Origin of the sequence: Phocaeicola fibrisolvens (genome assembly GCF_025567125.1) — a bacterium.
In the GTDB taxonomy this organism is placed as follows: Bacteria; Bacteroidota; Bacteroidia; order Bacteroidales; family Bacteroidaceae; genus Phocaeicola; species Phocaeicola fibrisolvens.
On record NZ_JAOQJI010000004.1, the window covers coordinates 89,846 to 109,610 of the forward strand.

General features: G+C 46.4%; 10 protein-coding genes. 7 read left to right on the forward strand and 3 right to left on the reverse strand.

Annotated elements, in window-relative coordinates:
- The first annotated feature begins 29 nt into the window (after window positions 1-29).
- The 7 genes from OCV81_RS02765 (at window position 30) to cysS (ending at window position 13,690) form a co-directional block, all read left to right on the forward strand.
- Window positions 30-3,227, forward strand: coding sequence for a SusC/RagA family TonB-linked outer membrane protein (locus OCV81_RS02765; RefSeq protein WP_148328170.1), 3,198 nt, complete (start codon window positions 30-32; stop codon window positions 3,225-3,227).
- Between the two features lie 36 nt (window positions 3,228-3,263).
- Window positions 3,264-5,015 carry a RagB/SusD family nutrient uptake outer membrane protein gene (locus OCV81_RS02770; protein WP_148328172.1) on the forward strand — a complete coding sequence of 584 codons (1,752 nt, stop codon included), beginning with the start codon at window positions 3,264-3,266 and terminating at the stop codon, window positions 5,013-5,015.
- 73 nt (window positions 5,016-5,088) lie between these two features.
- Window positions 5,089-6,873 carry a bacterial Ig-like domain-containing protein gene (locus tag OCV81_RS02775; protein ID WP_148328175.1) on the forward strand — a complete coding sequence of 595 codons (1,785 nt, stop codon included), beginning with the start codon at window positions 5,089-5,091 and terminating at the stop codon, window positions 6,871-6,873.
- A gap of 68 nt (window positions 6,874-6,941) precedes the next feature.
- Window positions 6,942-8,843 carry an arabinan endo-1,5-alpha-L-arabinosidase gene (locus tag OCV81_RS02780; RefSeq protein ID WP_148328177.1) on the forward strand — a complete coding sequence of 634 codons (1,902 nt, stop codon included), beginning with the start codon at window positions 6,942-6,944 and terminating at the stop codon, window positions 8,841-8,843.
- 149 nt (window positions 8,844-8,992) lie between these two features.
- Window positions 8,993-10,009, forward strand: a complete 1,017-nt coding sequence (locus OCV81_RS02785) for an arabinan endo-1,5-alpha-L-arabinosidase (RefSeq protein ID WP_262640005.1) — start codon at window positions 8,993-8,995, stop codon at window positions 10,007-10,009.
- 161 nt (window positions 10,010-10,170) lie between these two features.
- Window positions 10,171-12,111 (forward strand): glycoside hydrolase family 97 protein, encoded by a 1,941-nt coding sequence (locus OCV81_RS02790; RefSeq protein WP_148328179.1) that lies wholly within the window; start codon window positions 10,171-10,173, stop codon window positions 12,109-12,111.
- Window positions 12,112-12,208: 97 nt separating this feature from the next.
- A complete protein-coding gene (cysS, locus tag OCV81_RS02795; RefSeq protein WP_072541366.1) occupies window positions 12,209-13,690 on the forward strand; it encodes a cysteine--tRNA ligase in 1,482 nt (493 codons plus the stop codon).
- 88 nt (window positions 13,691-13,778) lie between these two features.
- Here the strand turns inward: cysS and OCV81_RS02800 are convergent, their stop codons facing one another.
- The 3 genes from OCV81_RS02800 to OCV81_RS02810 all read right to left on the reverse strand — a co-directional run bounded on the left by OCV81_RS02800 (window position 13,779) and on the right by OCV81_RS02810 (window position 19,758).
- Window positions 13,779-16,346 (reverse strand): M60 family metallopeptidase, encoded by a 2,568-nt coding sequence (locus OCV81_RS02800; RefSeq protein ID WP_148328181.1) that lies wholly within the window; start codon window positions 16,344-16,346, stop codon window positions 13,779-13,781.
- A gap of 80 nt (window positions 16,347-16,426) precedes the next feature.
- The gene (locus OCV81_RS02805) at window positions 16,427-17,809 is read right to left on the reverse strand and encodes a BT_3987 domain-containing protein (protein WP_148328183.1); all 1,383 of its coding nucleotides are present in this window, start codon (window positions 17,807-17,809) and stop codon (window positions 16,427-16,429) included.
- Between the two features lie 14 nt (window positions 17,810-17,823).
- On the reverse strand, window positions 17,824-19,758 hold the full coding sequence (locus OCV81_RS02810) for a RagB/SusD family nutrient uptake outer membrane protein (protein WP_148328185.1): 1,935 nt from the start codon (window positions 19,756-19,758) through the stop codon (window positions 17,824-17,826).
- Between the last annotated feature and the right edge of the window lie 7 nt (window positions 19,759-19,765).

The window sequence follows — 19,765 nt, forward strand, 5'->3', positions numbered from 1 at the left end:
TTAACAATCTAAATTTAATACCGTTAAACATGAAAAAACAATTGATTTTTTCCGCAATGCTTGGCTTGTGTGCTTTAGGGAGTGCAGCGGTATATCCTATGTCCGCTGTGGCTGCTGTGACACAATCCTCGGCCATTAAGGTTCGTGGCCAAGTTGTCGATGAACAAGGTGAGCCCTTGTTAGGTGCTACTATTAGGATAAAAAACACTTCATCAACAGGAACAACCACTGATTTGGATGGCAATTTCCAGTTGGAAGTACCTGGCAATGCTGTGTTGGTAATCAGTTATGTGGGTTATAAGGAGCGTGAAGTGGCTGTTCGCGGCCGGTCGGTTCTTGAGCCTATTCAGTTGCAGAGTGATGATTTCATGCTTGAGCAGGTGGTCGTTGTAGGTTATGGAACACAGAAAAAGTCGGATTTGACAGGTTCTGTAGCGGTTGTTGATGCCGAAGCATTGAAGCAGGTTTCTCATTCTAATATTTCTTCTATGCTCGAAGGAAAAGTTGCAGGTGTGCAAGTCACTTCAGATGGTCAGCCTGGAGCAGATCCAACGGTACGAATCCGTGGTATCGGTTCTTTTGGTGATACTTCTCCTCTTTATGTGATTGACGGTGTTCCGATGGGTACATCAATTCGTGACTTCTCTTCAAGTGACATAGAAACCATTCAGGTTTTGAAAGATGCTTCTGCGGCAGCTATATATGGTTCTCGTGCAGCCAATGGTGTGGTAATTATTACGACAAAGCGCGGTAAGAAAGATCAGCCGTTGAAAGTAGATTACAATGGATATTTCGGTGTGGATAATATTTCCAAAGGGGTCTACGACGTAATGAATGCCGACCAGTATAGCCAATATGTTGGCCTGTCGTGTTTGAATTCCAATACTCCATTGCCTGGAGGGTATAGTCTTGACAGTGCGACCGGTAAATATAAATTTATGGATGACACAGATACCGACTGGTTTGATGAGGTATTCAAAACTGGTATCCGCCAGAATCACAATGTAAACCTTTCAGGAGGTAGTGCACGCAGTACCTATAATGTGTCGTTGGATTATTTCAACCAGAGAGGGACACTTGAAGGTGCAGGGCCTAACTATGAGCGTTTTACTGCGCGTGTGAACAATACGATGGATACGAAATTCGTGAAGTTTCAAACAAGTGTTGTGTATTCTCATTCCGACCAGGATAATATGAGTTTGTCGAATGCTTCCGAGTACGTTCAAGGATTGTATGGCGATGTGACCAATGTTTTGCGGGGTACTCTGCTGATGCAGCCGACTATCAAGGCATACGATCCATCTACATGGGTACTTGATGATAAAGTCGGTGCGGCGAGCGATTATAATTATGATGCCTATGGTTACGGGGTGTACTATGATGATATACATGGAGATATCTCGGCTTCTAATCCATTGTTGATTAATAATCTGTTGCAGCGCAACACGCGTGTGGATCGTTTTGTCGGTACAGGATCGGCCGATGTAGACCTTCTTAAAATGTTGGGCATAGATAGTAAGAACCATAAGTTAAATTATAAGATTAATTTGTCTTACAGTAAGACGCATTGCAAGGATTTCACCTGGATTCCTTCTTGGATACAAAGTAATCGTGTGTATTTGGCAAAGAGTAATGAACGTCTGGAAAAAGCTTCCCGTGACTATTCAGATGCACTGATTGAAAACGTTCTTACTTATGACGGAACAATAGGGAAACATCATATCAATGTGATTGCGGGTCAGACTTATGAGGAAGAGAATACGGACTTGCTTACAGGATGGGGACTGAATTATACTGAACCTTATTTTTTACAACTTCAAAATGGTTCGGACACCTACTCAAGCAGTTATGAGTATAAACATGCCATCTTGTCTTACATCGGTCGTGTAAACTACAATTACGATGACAGATATTTGATTTCTGCTACGGTGCGTAGAGATGCCAGCTCCCGTTTGTCTAGCGGCATCCGTTGGGGAACATTCCCTTCTGTATCTGTAGGTTGGCGTTTCGATAAGGAAAGCTTCTTCCCTTTCAATCCCGAGGTGGTAAACATGTTCAAAGTCCGTGGTAGCTATGGTGAACTGGGTAATGAAAATATCGGTGAATACATGTACCAGGCTACAATGTCGAGAAATAACATGACATATAGCTTCAATAATTCCCCTGTAACGGGTTCTGCAATCTCTACTTTCGTGGACAACAATTTATCGTGGGAAAAGAAGAAAACCTATAATGTGGGTATAGATTTGGCATTGTTCAACAACCGTCTGGAGTTTACGGCTGAATGGTATAAAAACACGAGTACAGACTTGTTGTATTCCGTACCCGTTCCGGAACAAGCTGGAGTTTCAAATACGACAGTCACGATGAATGCAGCCTCTATGGAAAACTCGGGTTTTGAGTTCTCTGCTACTTATCGTAATCACGATCATCCTTTCAAATATGAGATATCCGCAAACCTCAGTACGTTAAAGAACCGGGTAACTTCATTAGGGTTTGGTACAGATTATTATCTGACAGGGGATTACATTACTTACGTTGGACAGGAAATAGGCCAGTTCTATGGTTATGTTTATGAAGGTATTGCACGTGTACAGGAAGACATTGATAACCATGCTGTGCAGGAAGGAGCAAATGTAGGCGACTGCTTATATAAGGATATAAACAACGATGGGAAAATAGATACAGACGATAGAGTAGTATTGGGAAGCGGTTTACCGAAAATAAACTTTGGTCTTAATGCACGTTTTGAGTATAAGGGATTTGATTTGAGTATTGCTACTTATGGTGCGCTGAACTATCATGTGAGCGATGACATATACAATTCGCTTCACTCTTGTTACGGATGGAGCAACAAGGAAGTAGCTATGCTGGATGCCAACCGCTTTAGTGAAGACGGAACCACATACCTGTCGAATGTACCCCGTACATATATAACTAACAGTGCAAGTTTGGCATGGAATGATTTGTTCAGCTCCCGTAAGATTCAGAACGCTGCTTATTGGAAGATTGCCAACATAGAATTAGGGTATAATTTCCCGAATTCCTGGTTTGGCAAATACATATCCGATGTACGTCTGTATGTGTCAGCACAGAACCTCTGCACATTCACTGGTTATAATGGTTACAATGTGGACTATGCGGGTGGCACATTCACTCCGGGATACAATTTCTGCTCATATCCAACCGCACGTACATTTATGTGTGGAGTACATTTTACATTCTAATGGCTATTCTGTATTTTAAGATTAAAAACAAACTGTATGAAACTTAATATATATTCACTTGCTCTTATTGTGGGATTTGGCACTTTGTCTTCTTGTATCGATAGATTGGAATTGGTCAATCCCAACCAGCAGACTTCAAGTACTTTCGGTTTCGATGCCGATGATTTGGAGGAGTGTGTGATTGCTGCATACAATCATATTCGAATGGAAGGATCGTATGCACGTGTGGGGTATACTATCGACGTATGCCGCGGAGATGAAGCTTGGAATTCATCCCAAGTCTGGTATTTACCATTTGATGACCTCAATGTAGAAGTGACCTCCGATATCGCATTTTGGCCGTGGCGTGAATGGTACTATACCATAAACGTTTGTAACTTTATCATGTCTCGTTGTGGGGAAGATAACGACCAGCTTTCTGAAAATATGAAACATATAAAGGGTCAAGCTCTGTTCTTGCGTGGATTGTCATATTATAATTTGGCCGGATACTATCAGAATCCTCCCTTAATTACGGATTATGACACTTATTCTTCATTGGATGGACTTTATGGAGCAAACAGCACTTATGATGAAGTTCTTGACCAGGTAGAAAAAGATTTTTCAGAAGCGATGGAATTACTGCCTTCTCGTGATGAAGGTGGTGAATGGGCAGGAGGACGTGCCACTTGTGGGGCTGCGGCTGGCTATTATGCCCGTACGCTGATGGTACGCCATAAATTTAGTGAGGCGCTTACTGTGCTTAAAGATATTATTGCCAAGAAGTATGGTACTTACCGATTGATGGATAACTATGGCGACAATTTCCGTGAAGGTTCTGCTTATGAGAACAATGATGAAAGTCTGTTTGAGATACAATTCCTTGATTATGGTTCACAGGGAACAGATGATGAGTGGACACCGGTAAATACAAGCCCTAACGCTACTCAGGGTTCTGCCATAGAGAGTAACTTTGCTCCGGGCAATTATGGTGGATGGGCTGATATCTCAGCTTCCCCATGGTTATACAATCTTTTCAAAGAGGAACGTACTACAGACAATAAGCTTGATCCTCGTCTTTATTGGACTATCGGTACTTATGAAACTGATTGGGAAGATTTTGAGTATGGAAATGTGGCTTATACTAACAAACTTTCGGCTACAGACAATATTGTGACCAATAATACTTATGGCGGTCTGCCTATTGCTAAGTTTACGAATCTTCGTACCGGTCTTTATGGTACAGTAGTGACAGGCTTGCACGATGGTATCAATTTGCGTTTGATGCGTTATTCGGATGTATTGCTACGTGCAGCAGAGTGTGAGAACGAAGTAAACGGTCCGACTCAGCAGGCTATAGACTGGATTAATGAAGTACGTAGTCGCGTGGATTTGCCGGATTTGAAACTTGCTGATTTTAGCACCGCAGATGAGCTTTTTGAACAGATAGCAAATGTAGAAAGACCAAAAGAATTCGGATGTGAATTCGGACGTGGTTTCGACCTTATACGTTGGGGATTCTTCTATGACAGCGGCCGTCTGCAGCAGTTGAAGGAACATGGAACCTTCCGTCGTTCAACTGAGGGTGTGAAAGATCCCGTAAGTTATAGTGATGTAACGACCGATTCGGAACTGAAGTGCTCTTATGACACCTATATTCAAGGACATGAGTTCCTGCCTATCGTTCAGCAGTTGACCAACAATAATCCGAATCTGGAAGGAAACTCTGCTAACTATAGCACAGATAACTCGGCTTATTTCCGTGAAAAGGGATGGACAGTGCGTCCGGTTGTGGATTTGAGTAAGTAGAGATAAATCAAAACGATCCTTTAGGGCAATGAAGAGACCGTGATAATTTAATTACTTCTTAATGTGTAATACAATGAAACATTTAAATAAAATAATATCAGCCTGTTTTTCAGTGACTTTAGGTATGTTTGCCTTGACAGGTTGTGAGGGTGGCGAACTGTTTGAGGTGAATGCGCCCGATTGGATTTCCGATAAAATACAGGAAATAGAGGATTCGAAGAACGATAATCAGGACGAAATTGTGCTTGAAGGCATGATGGAAGATGTGTATACCATTGGGAATACCGATTATACGAGTGGATGGTGGGCGGCCTTCTCTAAATATTATGTAATACCTGATGGGCAGAAATGGAATGCAGTGTTCAATCTTCATATTAATCCAAGTGCCACGAATACTTATAAGAATTTTGCGCTGATAATCTGTTCAGACGCGGACCGTGACGGGGACGGGTATAAGGAGTATGGTGCAATACGTTTTGATAATCAGCCGTCGGGTAATTCAGAGTGGGGTGATTATATCGATCGTTCTTATATCCAGAGTACGCTTACTTTTGAAACGGATACGGATGCCGGCATTGATAAACTCGGAGGAAAAGTCACGCTTGTAGTTGACAGAACCAATCCGGAGTCATTCAGCGTTACGATGACCAATGGAACGGTTACCAAGACTTACAATCAACCGACTGTGCTTGTGAATCTGAATGCAGACGCAAGCAACACCAATATCCGTTGTTTCCTGGTACCGGAAGGTTCTTACATTGACTTCCAACAAACAAACATTGAACCGATAGGGGGGTGCACTTCCGCTGAAGATAAAAATCCGGTTTCTATGACATTACAGAATGTGCCGCAATATGTGAATGCAGGAACGTCTCTTGAGGACGCTGTGGCCGGTGTGACTGCTTTGGTAACCTTTGAAGAGGGGGTTACAAAAACTGTGACAGCTTCCGAACTTAGTTTCTCTGCAATTCCTGATATGGATACTACAGGGGAAAAGACACTTGTAGCAGTTTACAACAAGACATTTAAAGGTGAAAACTGTGATACTCCGATTATGGCCAATGCGACTTTTGAGGTAGTTGAACAAATCAAATCCATTGAGGTGACGACTCAGCCTTCGCATACGGATTATTATTACTATACCTCGGAGGCTACCCAGTCTTTAACCGACCGTACATTGGCATTCGATCCTACAGGTATGGTGGTGACGGCAACTACGACTACTGGGAATACCCGGATTCTCCAGAATTCGGAACTTACCTTCTCGGCTGTTCCAGCCAAAACAGGTTCACAAATCGTGACTCTTACTGCCGGAGAAGGAATTACTGCAACAGTGAATGTGACCGTGAAAGAATCACAGGTTTCGGAGGTGAAGAACAGCACGGGAATGATAGGAGCAGAAGATAATTCTACCGCTTTTTGGGGTGCTTTTTCTGATGAGTTTAATGTACCTGCAGGGGCGACGAAGTCGATTACTTTCACAAACTATAGTTGTTTGGTGTCAAACTGGAATAATTATGTCATCGTACTCCGTAAAAAGGATCTTACTGAGTATGCAGTAGTTCGGGCGGATAACTATGGATGGGATGGAGATGCGGCAGATGGCGCAGGCTATGAAGCTTGTATCCATAACGGTACGCAAGGCGATTGGGCCACTTGGTTGGCTGGAATGAATGGAGCCAAGGTAACGGTATATGTGACTAACTGCGGCAATGGTACAGCCGATGTGCAGGCCGTGATGCAGGGAACCACTGGTACCACTTCCACACAGTATTATCTGGGTATCAGTACTGTGGATCCCACTGATTTAAACTTTGCGTTGACGGTGGATAGTTCTCATCTCGTTTTCGGTGAATAAACTTATTTTTTAATCTTACATGCCGTTGCGTTTGGGAAGCAACGGCATGTCTTAAACAAACCGGCTAAATGAAAAAAATATCTTTCTTTTTATTATCCTTACTGGCGGTTTTTGCCTTTACGGCTTGTACCGATGGGTTGGAAAACATTGAATACAATAGAAATAGTGATGTGGTTGTAGCTACCCCTGAAGTCACTGCAGCAACAGGAACTTCGTTAACGCTTGTGTCATCGGTTACTGGAAATGTGAACAGTGTGGTGAAAAGAGGTTTCTGTTATAGTGCCAACGCACAAACTCCTAGCATTAAAGATAATGTGGTGGAGGCAGATGAAAATTTCAGCGCAACAATCTCTGGTTTGATGGGTAATACCACTTATTATATCCGTGCTTATGTGTATGGTAATAGCCGTTATACATATTCCGAGTCGTTTACTGCTACCACGGAAGCTCAGGGGCTTGAGGAACAACTGGCAAACTATGTAGCTCCTGCTTATGTAGATAATTATGTGGATATTGCCGACTGGTCCAAGCGTGCCCAATGGAATCTGAGTAATGTGCATGATCCTACAGTGGTGCTGGCCGATGACGGGTATTATTATATGTATCAAACAGATGCTTCGTATGGTAATGCACATACTGCGGGTGGACATTTTCACGGGCGTCGTTCAAAGAACCTGGTAGATTGGGAATACCTGGGAGGAACGATGCAGAACCTGCCCGACTGGGTGATTCCGAAACTGAACGAGATTCGTGAAGGAATGGGATTGGAGGCTGTGACTCCGAATACAGCGGATTTTGGTTATTGGGCTCCTTGTGTACGGAAAGTGAGAAGTGGTTTGTACCGTATGTATTACTCTATTGTGTGTCCTGGTACTTTGAGTGGAGACGGTACATGGAGTGAACGCGCGTTCATTGGAATGATGGAGAATGACAATCCTGCCAATAACGAGGGCTGGGTGGATAAAGGGTATGTCATCACCAACGCTTCGGATAAGGGGCTTGACTTCCATGTGGCTGCGGACGATTGGAGCAACTGCTATTATAAATGGAATGCCATTGACCCCAGCTACATTATTACGGAAGAAGGCAAACATTATCTGGCCTATGGCTCTTGGCATAGTGGCATCGCATTGGTGGAAATCGACGGAGAAACCGGTAAGGTGAAAGCCGACCTGCCTAACCCTTGGGGAACAAGTGATGACATTGCTGCTTATGGTCAGTTGATAGCTACCCGTCAGATGGGAAACCGCTGGCAAGGCTCAGAAGGTCCGGAATTGGTTTATCATGATGGATATTATTATTTGTTCCTGGCCTATGATGCGTTGGATGTACCGTACAATACCCGTGTGGCACGCGCTACCAATATTGCAGGTCCTTACTTGGGGATGGATGGCACAGACGTGACTACGGTGGGAGGTGATATCCTTCCGGTAGTGACTCATCCGTATAAGTTCAATAACAGTGACGGTTGGGTCGGTATCTCTCATTGTTGCGTATTTGATGACGGAAACGGGAACTGGTATTTTGCCTCACAAGGTCGGTTCCCGGCAAACGTGGGAGGTAATGCATACAGTAATGCCCTTATGATGGGCCATGTGCGGTCTATCCGCTGGACAGAAGATGGCTGGCCACTGGTAATGCCTGAGCGCTATGGAGCCGTGCCACAGGTGGCCATCACTGAAGAGGAATTGCTGGGTAACTGGGAGCACATTGACCTTTCTTATTCTTATGGGAAGCAGAAAACTTCGACTCAGATGACACTTGCTGCCGACCATACCGTTACTGAAGGTTCCTGGAAAGGAGCAACCTGGTCGTATGACAGTGCGAATCAGTGCCTGACATTCGATAACGGTGTGAAACTCTACTTGCAGCGAGAAACCGACTGGGAAGCCTCTCCGAGAACACACACCATTGTCTATGCGGGTTATGGTACCAATTGCAAGACTTATTGGGGAAAAAAGAGCAAGTAACTCGGGTGTAGAATATTTCTGGCACAATGATGTGTAAGAATGCTACTGAAAAATGAGTAATACTGCAACCGTATTACTCATTTTTTTGTAGAAGCAATTTTGATTAGTGAAATACACTTCAAACAGTAGTAATTTATATCCTATTTTTTATGCAGACTATGAAACTCATCACTTTATTATTTCTTTCATTGGTGGTGACAAAGGAGATTTATCCATTGCCTCCAGAGAAACATTCGTCGGTTATTCCGACCAGCAAAGTCATGACGCACGACCCCGTGCTGGCCAAGCAGGGGGATACCTACTATCTCTTTGCTACCGGGCAGGGGATTTCAGTCATGTCCTCCAAAGATAGGAAAAACTGGAAATTTGAGAAACCGGTTTTTGACAAGGCATCTCAATGGGCGGTAGAGGCTATCAAGGGCTACCACGGACATACGTGGGCTCCGGATATCATTTACCATCACGGACTTTATCACCTGTTTTATTCCTGTTCGGCCTTTGGAAAGAACACTTCGGCTATCGGACATGCTACGAACCCTACACTTGACCCATCCAGTCCCGATTTTAAGTGGACTGACCACGGCAAGGTGATTCAGTCGGTTCCTCACCGGGATATGTGGAATGCCATCGACCCGAATGTGATTATCGATGAAAACGGTACGCCGTGGATGAGCTTCGGTTCCTTCTGGGACGGCATCAAGCTGGTCAAGTTGACGCTGGACCTGAACGGGGTGGCCCAGCCCGAAGAATGGCATTCGCTTTGCCGCCGTCCGCGTACGTTCGACTTGCCAGAGGAAGAGGCAGGCGACGGAGCAGTAGAAGCCCCTTTTATCATGAAGCACGGGGATTATTATTATCTCTTCGTGTCGTTCGACTATTGCTGCAAAGGATTGGACAGTAACTACAAAGTAATGGTGGGCCGTGCGAAAACGGTGACAGGTCCTTACTTGGATAAAGAAGGAAAAGCGTTGAACCGGGGAGGTGGTTCGTTGGTCATTCAGGGAAATAAGGATTATGCTGGAGTGGGGCACAATGCTGCCTATCACCTTGACGGGAAGGATTATTTCATTTGCCATGCCTATTCGGTGGCAGAAGAAGGAGCGCCGAAATTGATTATACGGGAAATGACGTGGACATCCGACGGATGGCCGATAGTTCAGTTCTGAGAATGGTCTCAGACAAATGCCGCTGTGAGGTCCGTAAAACTTCGCGGCGGTTTTTGTAATGACTTGCATGATTTGCGGTCGTTTTTGAAGAATCTTTTATTGTTAGTTTCACACTTAATTTCTATTTTTGTCCTGATTAGTAATTATCTGGAAAAACACCTATGAAGAAACAAGTACTTTTTGGCACATTGGCATTATTGGCCTCTCAAGCATTTGCCCAGCAAGCGGCAGTGACGGGGCCGGATGCACGTTTGAAACTCGATTTTCAGTTGCAGGACGGTAAACCTGTTTATTCGGTAACTTACGACGGCAAGACCGTTTTGGAGAATTCTCCGTTGGGCTTCGTGTCCAATATCGGTGATTTCAGCCGTCAGATGACGTTTGTGGACCAGCAGACAGATAAGGTGGACAAGACCTACACGCAGACCCGTATCAAACGTTCTACGGTACACTATGCGGCTAACAAGCTGACCGTGACCCTTGAAAATGCAGACAAGAAGAAAGTGGATATCGTGTTCCAGCTGAGCAACAACGACATCGCGTTCCGCTATGAGATGCCTCAATATGGCGAAACCGCCTGTATGGTGGTAGAGAAGGAAGCGACCGGATTTGATTTCCCCTCTTCCACCACGACCTTCCTTTCCCCGCAGAGCGACCCGATGATTGGCTGGATGCGTACCAAGCCGAGTTACGAAGAAGAGTATGTACCCGATGAGCCGGTGGCCACGCCGTCAAAATACGGTGAAGGGTATACTTTCCCGGCCCTTTTCCACGTAGGTGACAACTGGGCACTGGTTTCGGAAACCGGTGTGCGCAGCTTGTATTGTGCGTCTCATCTGAGCGATGCCACGAAGGACGGGCTGTATAGCATTGCCTTCCCGAACCCGGGCGAGATGAACGGACTGGGTTCTTCCACTCCGGGACTGGCTCTGCCGGGTGTGACTCCCTGGCGTACCATTACGGTGGGTAACGGGCTGAAGCCGATTGTGGAAACCACAGTCCCGTTTGATGTGGTAGATCCGCTCTATGAACCTTCACAGGATTATAAGTTCGGACGTTCCACCTGGAGCTGGATCATGTGGCAGGACCCGAGCATTAATTATGACGACCAGGTGCGTTTCATCGACCTGGCCAGTGAGATGGGCTATGAATATACCCTGATTGACGGCGGCTGGGAGAAGAACATCGGCCGCGACAAGATGGAGAAACTCTTCCAGTATGCACACCAGAAGAAGGTGGACGTATTCGTGTGGTACAACTCCAACGGCTACTGGAACGATGCGCCGCAGGATGCCAAGCAGTGCATGAGCAACTCCGTAGCCCGCAAGAAAGAAATGAAATGGTTGCAGAAATGCGGTGTGAAGGGACTGAAGGTGGATTTCTTCGGCAGTGACAAGCAGCAGATGATGGGCTTGTACGAAGACATCCTGACCGATGCCAACGAATACGGACTGATGATTATCTTCCATGGCTGTACCATTCCGCGCGGATGGGAACGGATGTATCCCAATTATGTGGGCAGCGAGGCGGTACTGGCTTCAGAGAACCTGATATTCAACCAGCATTTTGACGATATGGAGGCCTACAATGCTTGTCTGCATCCGTTTATCCGTAACACCATCGGCTGCATGGAATTCGGTGGTACGTTGCTGAACAAGCGTTACAACCGGACAAATGACGGAGGATGTACCCGCAAGACGACCGATGTGTTCCAGCTGGCTACGGCGGTGCTGTATCAGAACCCGCTTCAGAACTTTGCTCTGGCTCCGAACAACCTGACCGATGCGCCGGCTTTGGCCATCGACTTCATGAAGCAGGTGCCGACCACCTGGGATGAAACGGTGTTCCTGGATGGCTATCCCGGTAAATATTGTGTGCTGGCCCGCCGTCACGGTGACCGCTGGTACGTGGTGGGAGTGAATGCCCAGAAAGAACCGTTGAAGCTGACGCTGAACCTGCCGATGTGGCAGAAGGGTGAGACGGTGTCTTATTACCTGGACGACAAGAAGCGCCAGCCGAAGCTGGAGGACTTGAAAATCAAGAACCCGTCCGAAGTGAAAGTGGTGATTCAGCCGGAAGGCGGTATTGTCCTGACGAAATAACCCGAGGGAGATTGCAAGGAGAAAAGCGTGATTTTTTAGCCGAAATCACGCTTTTCTCTTTTTAATTTATAACTTTGCAACCTAACTCTTTTGAATTATGGAGAATAACAAGCTTTTCATTTACAATACACTGACCCGCAAGAAGGAACTTTTCGTGCCTTTGCATGCTCCTCATGTGGGCATGTATGTGTGTGGTCCTACCGTATACGGTGACGGACATCTGGGACATGCGCGTCCCGCCATTACGTTTGATATCCTGTTCCGCTACCTGAAGCATTTGGGCTACAAGGTGCGTTACGTGCGTAACATTACCGATGTGGGCCATTTGGAACACGATGCCGATGACGGAGAAGACAAGATTGCCAAGAAAGCCCGTCTGGAACAGCTGGAGCCGATGGAAGTGGTGCAGTATTATCTGTTGCGTTACCACAAGGCTATGGAAGCCCTGAACGTGTTGCCGCCCAGCATCGAGCCGCATGCGTCCGGACACATCATCGAACAGATTCAGCTGGTACAGGAAATCCTGAAAAACGGATATGCGTACGAAAGCAAGGGCTCAGTTTATTTCGACGTGGCCAAGTACAACAAGGACCATCACTATGGTGTGCTGTCGGGCCGTAACCTCGACGACGTGCTCAACACGACCCGTGAACTCGACGGACAGGACGAGAAACACAATCCGGCCGATTTTGCGTTGTGGAAGTGTGCGCAGCCGGAACACATCATGCGCTGGCCGTCACCCTGGAGCAACGGTTTCCCGGGCTGGCACTGTGAATGTACAGCCATGGGACGGAAGTACCTGGGTGAGACTTTCGACATTCACGGAGGAGGCATGGACTTGATTTTCCCGCACCATGAATGTGAGATTGCACAGGCTGTGGCTTCTGAAGGTCATCCGATGGTACGCTATTGGATGCACAACAACATGATTACCATCAACGGACAGAAGATGGGTAAGTCGTTGGGTAATTTCATCACTTTGGATGAGTTCTTCACCGGCTCCAACAAGCTGCTGACGCAGGCCTATACGCCGATGACCATCCGCTTCTTCATTCTGCAGGCACATTACCGCAGCACGGTGGACTTCAGCAACGAGGCGTTGCAGGCAGCTGAAAAGGGATTGGAACGTTTGCTGGAAGGTGTGAAGAACCTGGAACGTATCACTCCGTCGAAGACTACTTCGGGCATTGAGCCGCAGGGACTGCGCGAGAAGTGCTACGAAGCCATGAATGACGACTTGAATACGCCGATTGTCATTTCACACCTGTTTGATGCCACCCGCATGATCAATACGGTGATTGACAAGAAGGCGACCATCAGCGCCGAAGACCTGGAAGAGCTGAAGAGCGTGTTCCATCTGTTCGTGTTCGACATTCTGGGATTGAAAGCGGAGGCTGAAAACAATGCGGCCCGTGAAGAAGCATACGGAAAGGTGGTCGACATGCTGTTGGAACAGCGTATGCAGGCCAAGGCCAACAAAGACTGGGCTACCAGCGACAAGATTCGCGACAACCTGGCTGCACTGGGCTTTGAGGTGAAGGATACCAAGGACGGATTCACCTGGAAGCTGAACAAGTGACGGAGATTTTGAAAACTACATGATAGGAAGAAGGGGTATCGGTGTGTGTGCCGGTACCCCTTTCTGTTTCTAATATGAGAAGAAATACTTATTTCTTGTGGATTTCGATTCGCTTTCCGTCAGCCTGTACGGCGTAGAGTTTGGCATTTCCTAACTCTATACCCGATGGGATGTCGTAGTTGAACATATTGAAGAAATAAATCAGTTCGCCTTCGGCATTGTTTTTCCGCAGTTCAAAGGCCACTGCATTTTCTCCGTTTATCACGGTGTATTTTCTTCCGGAAACGGTGTAGGCAATGTCAGGGCTGATGGTTTTCACCTCTCCTTCAAACTGGGTGTAATATCCGGTATCCGAAGGTTTGGTATCCAGTCCGGTATCTCCGGCCTTGCGGTCTTCAATGTATTGGAAGGCATGTTTGGGCTTCGGGAATTTCTTCATAAAGTCCTTGGCTTCTTTAATCATTTCTGTCGTCACTTTATATTTCCAGGTGCCATACTGGTCAATGGTATCTTCTCCCGGGATAAAGAAGCCCCACAAGTCGAAGAAGTCGGTCAGGTTTTCGTTGGCCGCCTCACTGGCTTTCATGGCAAACTTGAGCTGGGCAGCACCGGGGTCACTTTCTGTAATCCGGTCTTCACGCAACAGTTTGAACAAGGTTTGCCAGAATCTGGGATTGTGTCCGCAACGGTGATAATAATTCCACAACTGCCAGTTCATACGCATGTGTATCTCCGTGTCTTCTCCCTGATGGGTTGCATCTCCCATATTATACCATGCCTTTTTATAGACGAAGCGAGAATCGGCCAGGTCGTTCAATTCGCTGCCTCTGGAACAGTATTTCCCCAGTTTGTATAACACGTAGTTCGAGAACAGGTTGTTGGACGATTCCGTACTTCCGGGCCAGTTGATGGCGGCCTGATGGATGTGGCCTATTTCGTGAGCCGGTCCCCAGGCATTGTCTTTGGCGGCCATGACATTCTCTTTCAGCAGGATGTTGTTCAGGTACGTATAAACGAAGCCGATGCAATAGTCGGTGGCCCACATGTAACTTCCTTCCGGTGAGATGGCAAAGATGTGGTTATTCACCTGCGACGGGCGTACATCCTCGATGCCCATCAGTTCCTGTTCCCATCCGATGATGTCATCCCACAAGTTGATGGCCGACAGTATCTGGTTGGGGACAAATTCCTGCATCTTGGAAGTATGGAAATAGAACATGATGCGTTCACCTCGTACACAGAAATATTTGTGGGTCGCTTTCTTCAAGAGTTCGGCATACTTTTCATCGGTTTTATGTTCTTTCAGGTCGAAGAAGCCGGTCACTTTTCCGCTTCCCATTGGGATATGAATTTTGATAGGCTGGGCGTCGGGTGAGGTCAGGTCGGTGTTGTACATGACGAAAAGCTGTCCCTCCTTGCGCATGGTCAGTTTGTTGACACCCGGCGATAGGAAATAGACTTCCCCGTTCACGTTGGTCTGCTTGTATTCCTGTCCGCTTTCCCAGATACTTTGCAAGGATATCTGTTGGCCGTGAGTGTCGCCCACCAGTACGATAAGTTCATCGCCTTGTTGCACCGAGATACCGGTAGGATTGTCCAGGTTGCTGTATTTCTTAGTCATCAGTTTGGTGGCCCACTCCTCCGGTATGCTGTAAGGGGCATATTCACGGATACGGAATTCTTTTTCATACGCATCGTATGTATTGTTCTGGAGAGCCTTGGCCAGTCGGACAAAATAGTCGGGGAGGGCATTGATCTGTTCGTCGGTCACTCCTTCTTTCAAGGTGCTGCAAGTGATGTCGCTGAATACGGTGAGTAACGTTTTCTCCAGCGTGTTTTCCTGGTTATACCGATAGAACTCCATTTCGTCGCAGCTCACAAAATTGCCGGCACCCGATTTGACTTCGAACTTGATACCTGTCACTTTCTGGGTTGTCTTGAAGGTGATTTTGGAAGGTGCATTCTGCATGCGGAAATTGTAGGAACCATATTTCTTCCAGTCCGAGTGCCCCTCATCGGTCGCAATCAGCAGGTCAAATTCCCCGAAGTTTCCGTTTCCGGAGCGGGTATAATAAATAAGGTAGTCTATGTCGGCACCCCCTTGGAAATAATATTCCAGTGTGACCGGGAAGTTAGCCGGTTTCCCCCATGGTGAGTGATAAGGATTGGCGCCATCGGCAGAAAATTTGCCATCCCATGTGTTTTCAATGTCTTGTCCGGGTTGGCATTCACTGGCTTTACCTCCAGAGGGCTGTACCTTGATGTCTTCGCTGAGGACGATATCGGACGAGGCATATTGAGTTACGTTGATTACATAGTTCTGTACAGGAGACAGAACCTTTATTACGGCTTTTCTGCGTTCTCCAGAAGAATTTGCCGTTACGGAGATTTTGATACTAGCTCCGGTAGACGGGTCTTCCTGAGTGGTGATAAACAACCACCCTGCATCACTTTCTGCTTTCCAGTCGTTTAAACTCAAATTGGTTTTGACAGCTATTGTTTTGTTTTCTGGAGTGCTTCCGAATTCTTGAGTGATATCTGTTTCTTCGATAGAAAAGAAACGGTCTTGAAGATTATCTTTATCCTTGCATCCTGAAGAAGACAGAATCAGTAACATCAGGAGGATAAAAGAAGAAAAGAAAAGTTTTTTTCTCATAGGTATTAGTTGAGGAATTTGAAGAGGAAGGATAAAATTGCAGTTTTTCCTTCCTCTTTTTGATGGGACATCAATGAATATTAATTACCATATAGGGTCAGCTCTCCAAGGTTGAACCAGGAACTTCCGTTTGTCATGGAGCCGGCTGTACTTGTCAGTACAGCGAAGCGGAAATAAGAGAACTTGTTGGCTGTACGATAGATAGAAGAGGAATACTTCTGATTACCTCCTGTGGGCAGTCCTGACTTGATTTCCCCAAGTTCAGTCCATACTTTTCCGTCTGTGCTGGTAAATAGTTTGATATGGGTTGGAGCGGCATTGCCATTCTCAAAGCGTGTCCAATAATCAAACTGGATGGCTTGAATGGGTTGATTCAGATGAACATCGATGTAATTTCCGTAAGTGGCATCTTTCACCGGTGAATTCCAGTTGGAATGGAAGTGAAGTCCGCTACCTATTCCATCAATTAAACCGGTAAGTCCCGTACCATCACCATTGGCGATAGAGTTGGTAGAGAACTGGTTAGCCTTCAGTTCGAGTTTGTCTGGAGAATAGGTGATTCCCAACAGGATTGTACGCTGTGCCGCATCGATTTCTACTCCTTCGACCGTTGGATTAGTGATGGATAAAGGTAGGATGTATTCTCCCATTTCCAAAGCGGAGCGGTTGAATGTAATATCCAGGGATGCGGTTGTAGCTTCTTCTCCAAAAGTGACGACACCGTTGTCTGGTAGGGTGTAGGCATTTTGCGGAAGTAGCTTGTAACGGTTGTTGTGTTGGGTATTATATTGGTTGAATGCACTGACGGCCTCCTCATTGGAAGCTACGGTACATTTCAACCCCCATGTATTTGGGGTAGGCAAGGTTAGTTGCAATGAGTAGGTTAAGGTTGCTTCTCCGTGAGATGAGAACTGTGCGCTACTTACAAATCCCGTATTGGTCAACCCGATAGTAGGCGATTTGATGTCTGGAGCAATAATTAACATGCTGTCATTGACCGACACTTCCGAACTGCGTATAAGTAAAGGAAGTGCATATTTCTGACCGTTGTGGGTTTCCTGTAGTTTCTGGATTTCACGGGTTTTCAATATGGCTTCTACTATCTTGTAGCGTTCTTGAGCTCCAAATTTCAACTCCTTGTCGGGAAGTGAGTAATATTCAGCCGGCAGATAAGCATATCCCAAGTTGTTGTCTGTGCAATAGGCTTGGAATGCTTCTTCCGACATTGGTACCAGCATACCGTTTGCCAAGGCTTCTCCTTGGCTTCCGGTCTTCATGATAGAAATTTGTATTTTCCCTTCAGCATCAGTGGTGTATAGTTCCGCATTGCGGATACCTGCATCCTTGATGTTTAGTACGCAATGATATTGCTGTGGGAAGAGTTCATCATACGTTTCGCAACTGGACAGGGCCAATGTACCTCCTAACATACATGTAGCCCAAAATATTTTATTTAATTTCATAATGCGTTAATTTTTTAGTAACCTGGTGCCTGAATAAGTTGTGGGTTCTTGTAGACTTCGTTTTCGAAAACAGGAAGGAAATACATGCGGTTTGTCCATTTGAAATCCTGGCTGACAACTACCGGCGTGTTGAATTCCTCAAAGGTCGGGTCAATCTTGCTCATGGCATTGAGTCCCTTACGTACGCCTGCACCCATATTTTCTGGAGCAATCATCCAGCGTCGGATGTCGTAGAAACGGTGACCTTCTCCCCACAATTCGACGAAACGTTCATTCTGTACCCATTTCATGATAGGCATATCGTCGGTGACGTCCTTGGTCTCGAGGTTTCTGATTCCAGCACGCTGACGGATAATGTTTAGCTGCTCCAGCGCTTTAGGGGTTTCACCGAGCGCTGCATAACATTCGGCCAGGTTCAGGTATAATTCTGCCATACGGATCAACGGTCTTGGCTTGGTTTGGCTTTCTTCGGCACTGGCAGTCCAGGCGAATGTAGGTTCAATGAACTTTTGTGACAGGTATCCGGTTACACAGTTGTCGCGGTTGAATAGGGACGGATTGTAGCCGTGAAGTTCCGAATTACGCATTTCCAGTTTCAAGGGCTGTCCGCCATAAACACGACTTCCCATGTCGCCACCGTCGAATGCAATCCAAGCATAGAAGCGTGGTTCTCGGCGGGTATTCAGCTTGATAATATCGTCACGTCCTGATACTCCTGCACTTTGGAACCATTCAGATTCAGGATAGAACTGATTGTCTTTTTCAATGGGTATTCCGTTCTCTGTGTAGAAACGTTCCACCGTGTTTAGAGTGGGTGATATTCCGGAATATCCCGCTTTCCAAGTCCCTTGGTTGTTCTTGATGACCCGGTGTGGGAGAGAGCCGATAATCATGGTTCCCTGGTTGGAATGTCCCCAGATGGTTTCACGGTTACCTTCTTTATAACGGGTAGTGACCACGTATCGCATCAGTTGTACACGTTCCATGAATTCTCTGTCTTTGTCGGCTGTTCCCCCATTTTCGCTCTTGAAGGGAACGAACGGAAGCGGCAGACTGGCTTGCTGGTATAAAGTGCGTGCATCGTCCAGGCTGAACAATTTATGTCCGGCTGCTTCTGCGGCAGCGATGGCCTCCAGGCAGGCTGTTTTGGCTGCTTCCCATTTCTTGGGGTCATATTGTTTGCTAATCAGTTCCTTGCCGTAGCCCGGGGTCTCGAATTTCGTGTTTTCCCAGTCCTTGTAAGGGTAGCTGCCGTTGTATAGCGGAGAGGCGGCATATACCAGCAGGCGGGCCTTTAAGGCTTTGGCCATGACCGAAGTGGCTCTTCCCCATTCATCCCCACTGCGAGTGGCTGGAAGCTGTCCGTCTTCGCAAACCTCGTCAAATTTCTGGCAGATCCAGTCTTTCACATAGTCAAAGTGCATACGACCTTTGTACTCTGATTCAGGAGTGGCTTGGTCAATGTATGTGTCGGTGATGGGACAAGGTCCGTAGGCTATCAATGTAGCCATGTGATAGTAGGCCAGCAGGAAGTTGGCTTCTGCCGCCCATGCTCTTTTCTGTTCGTCCGTGACTCCTCTGGCATGAGGCAGTTCCTGCAGGAAGAGCAGGCATTGTCCGATGAAGCGGTAGTTGCTTCCCCAGCTCCATCCGTCGGCGATGGTGGTCGGGAGGTTCAAGTCCCAGGTGATTTTTTGTGAACCGGTGTTCCACAGGGGAGGAAGTACGTATTCGTCGGCACCGGCTTCCACCGTCTGATAATCGAACGGACTTCTCACTCCTCCGTAGCAGGAGAAAAGAAAGCCCAGTGTGGCTTCCGGATCTTTGGTGGCATCAGGCAAAGAGGCTTGTTCGGGTGGTACTACGTCAAGGTAGTTACATGAAGTGGTTCCTCCACATAAAGCCAGTGAAAGTAAGGCGATTTTTCCTATGTTTTTAAAAGTCTTCATCGTAATT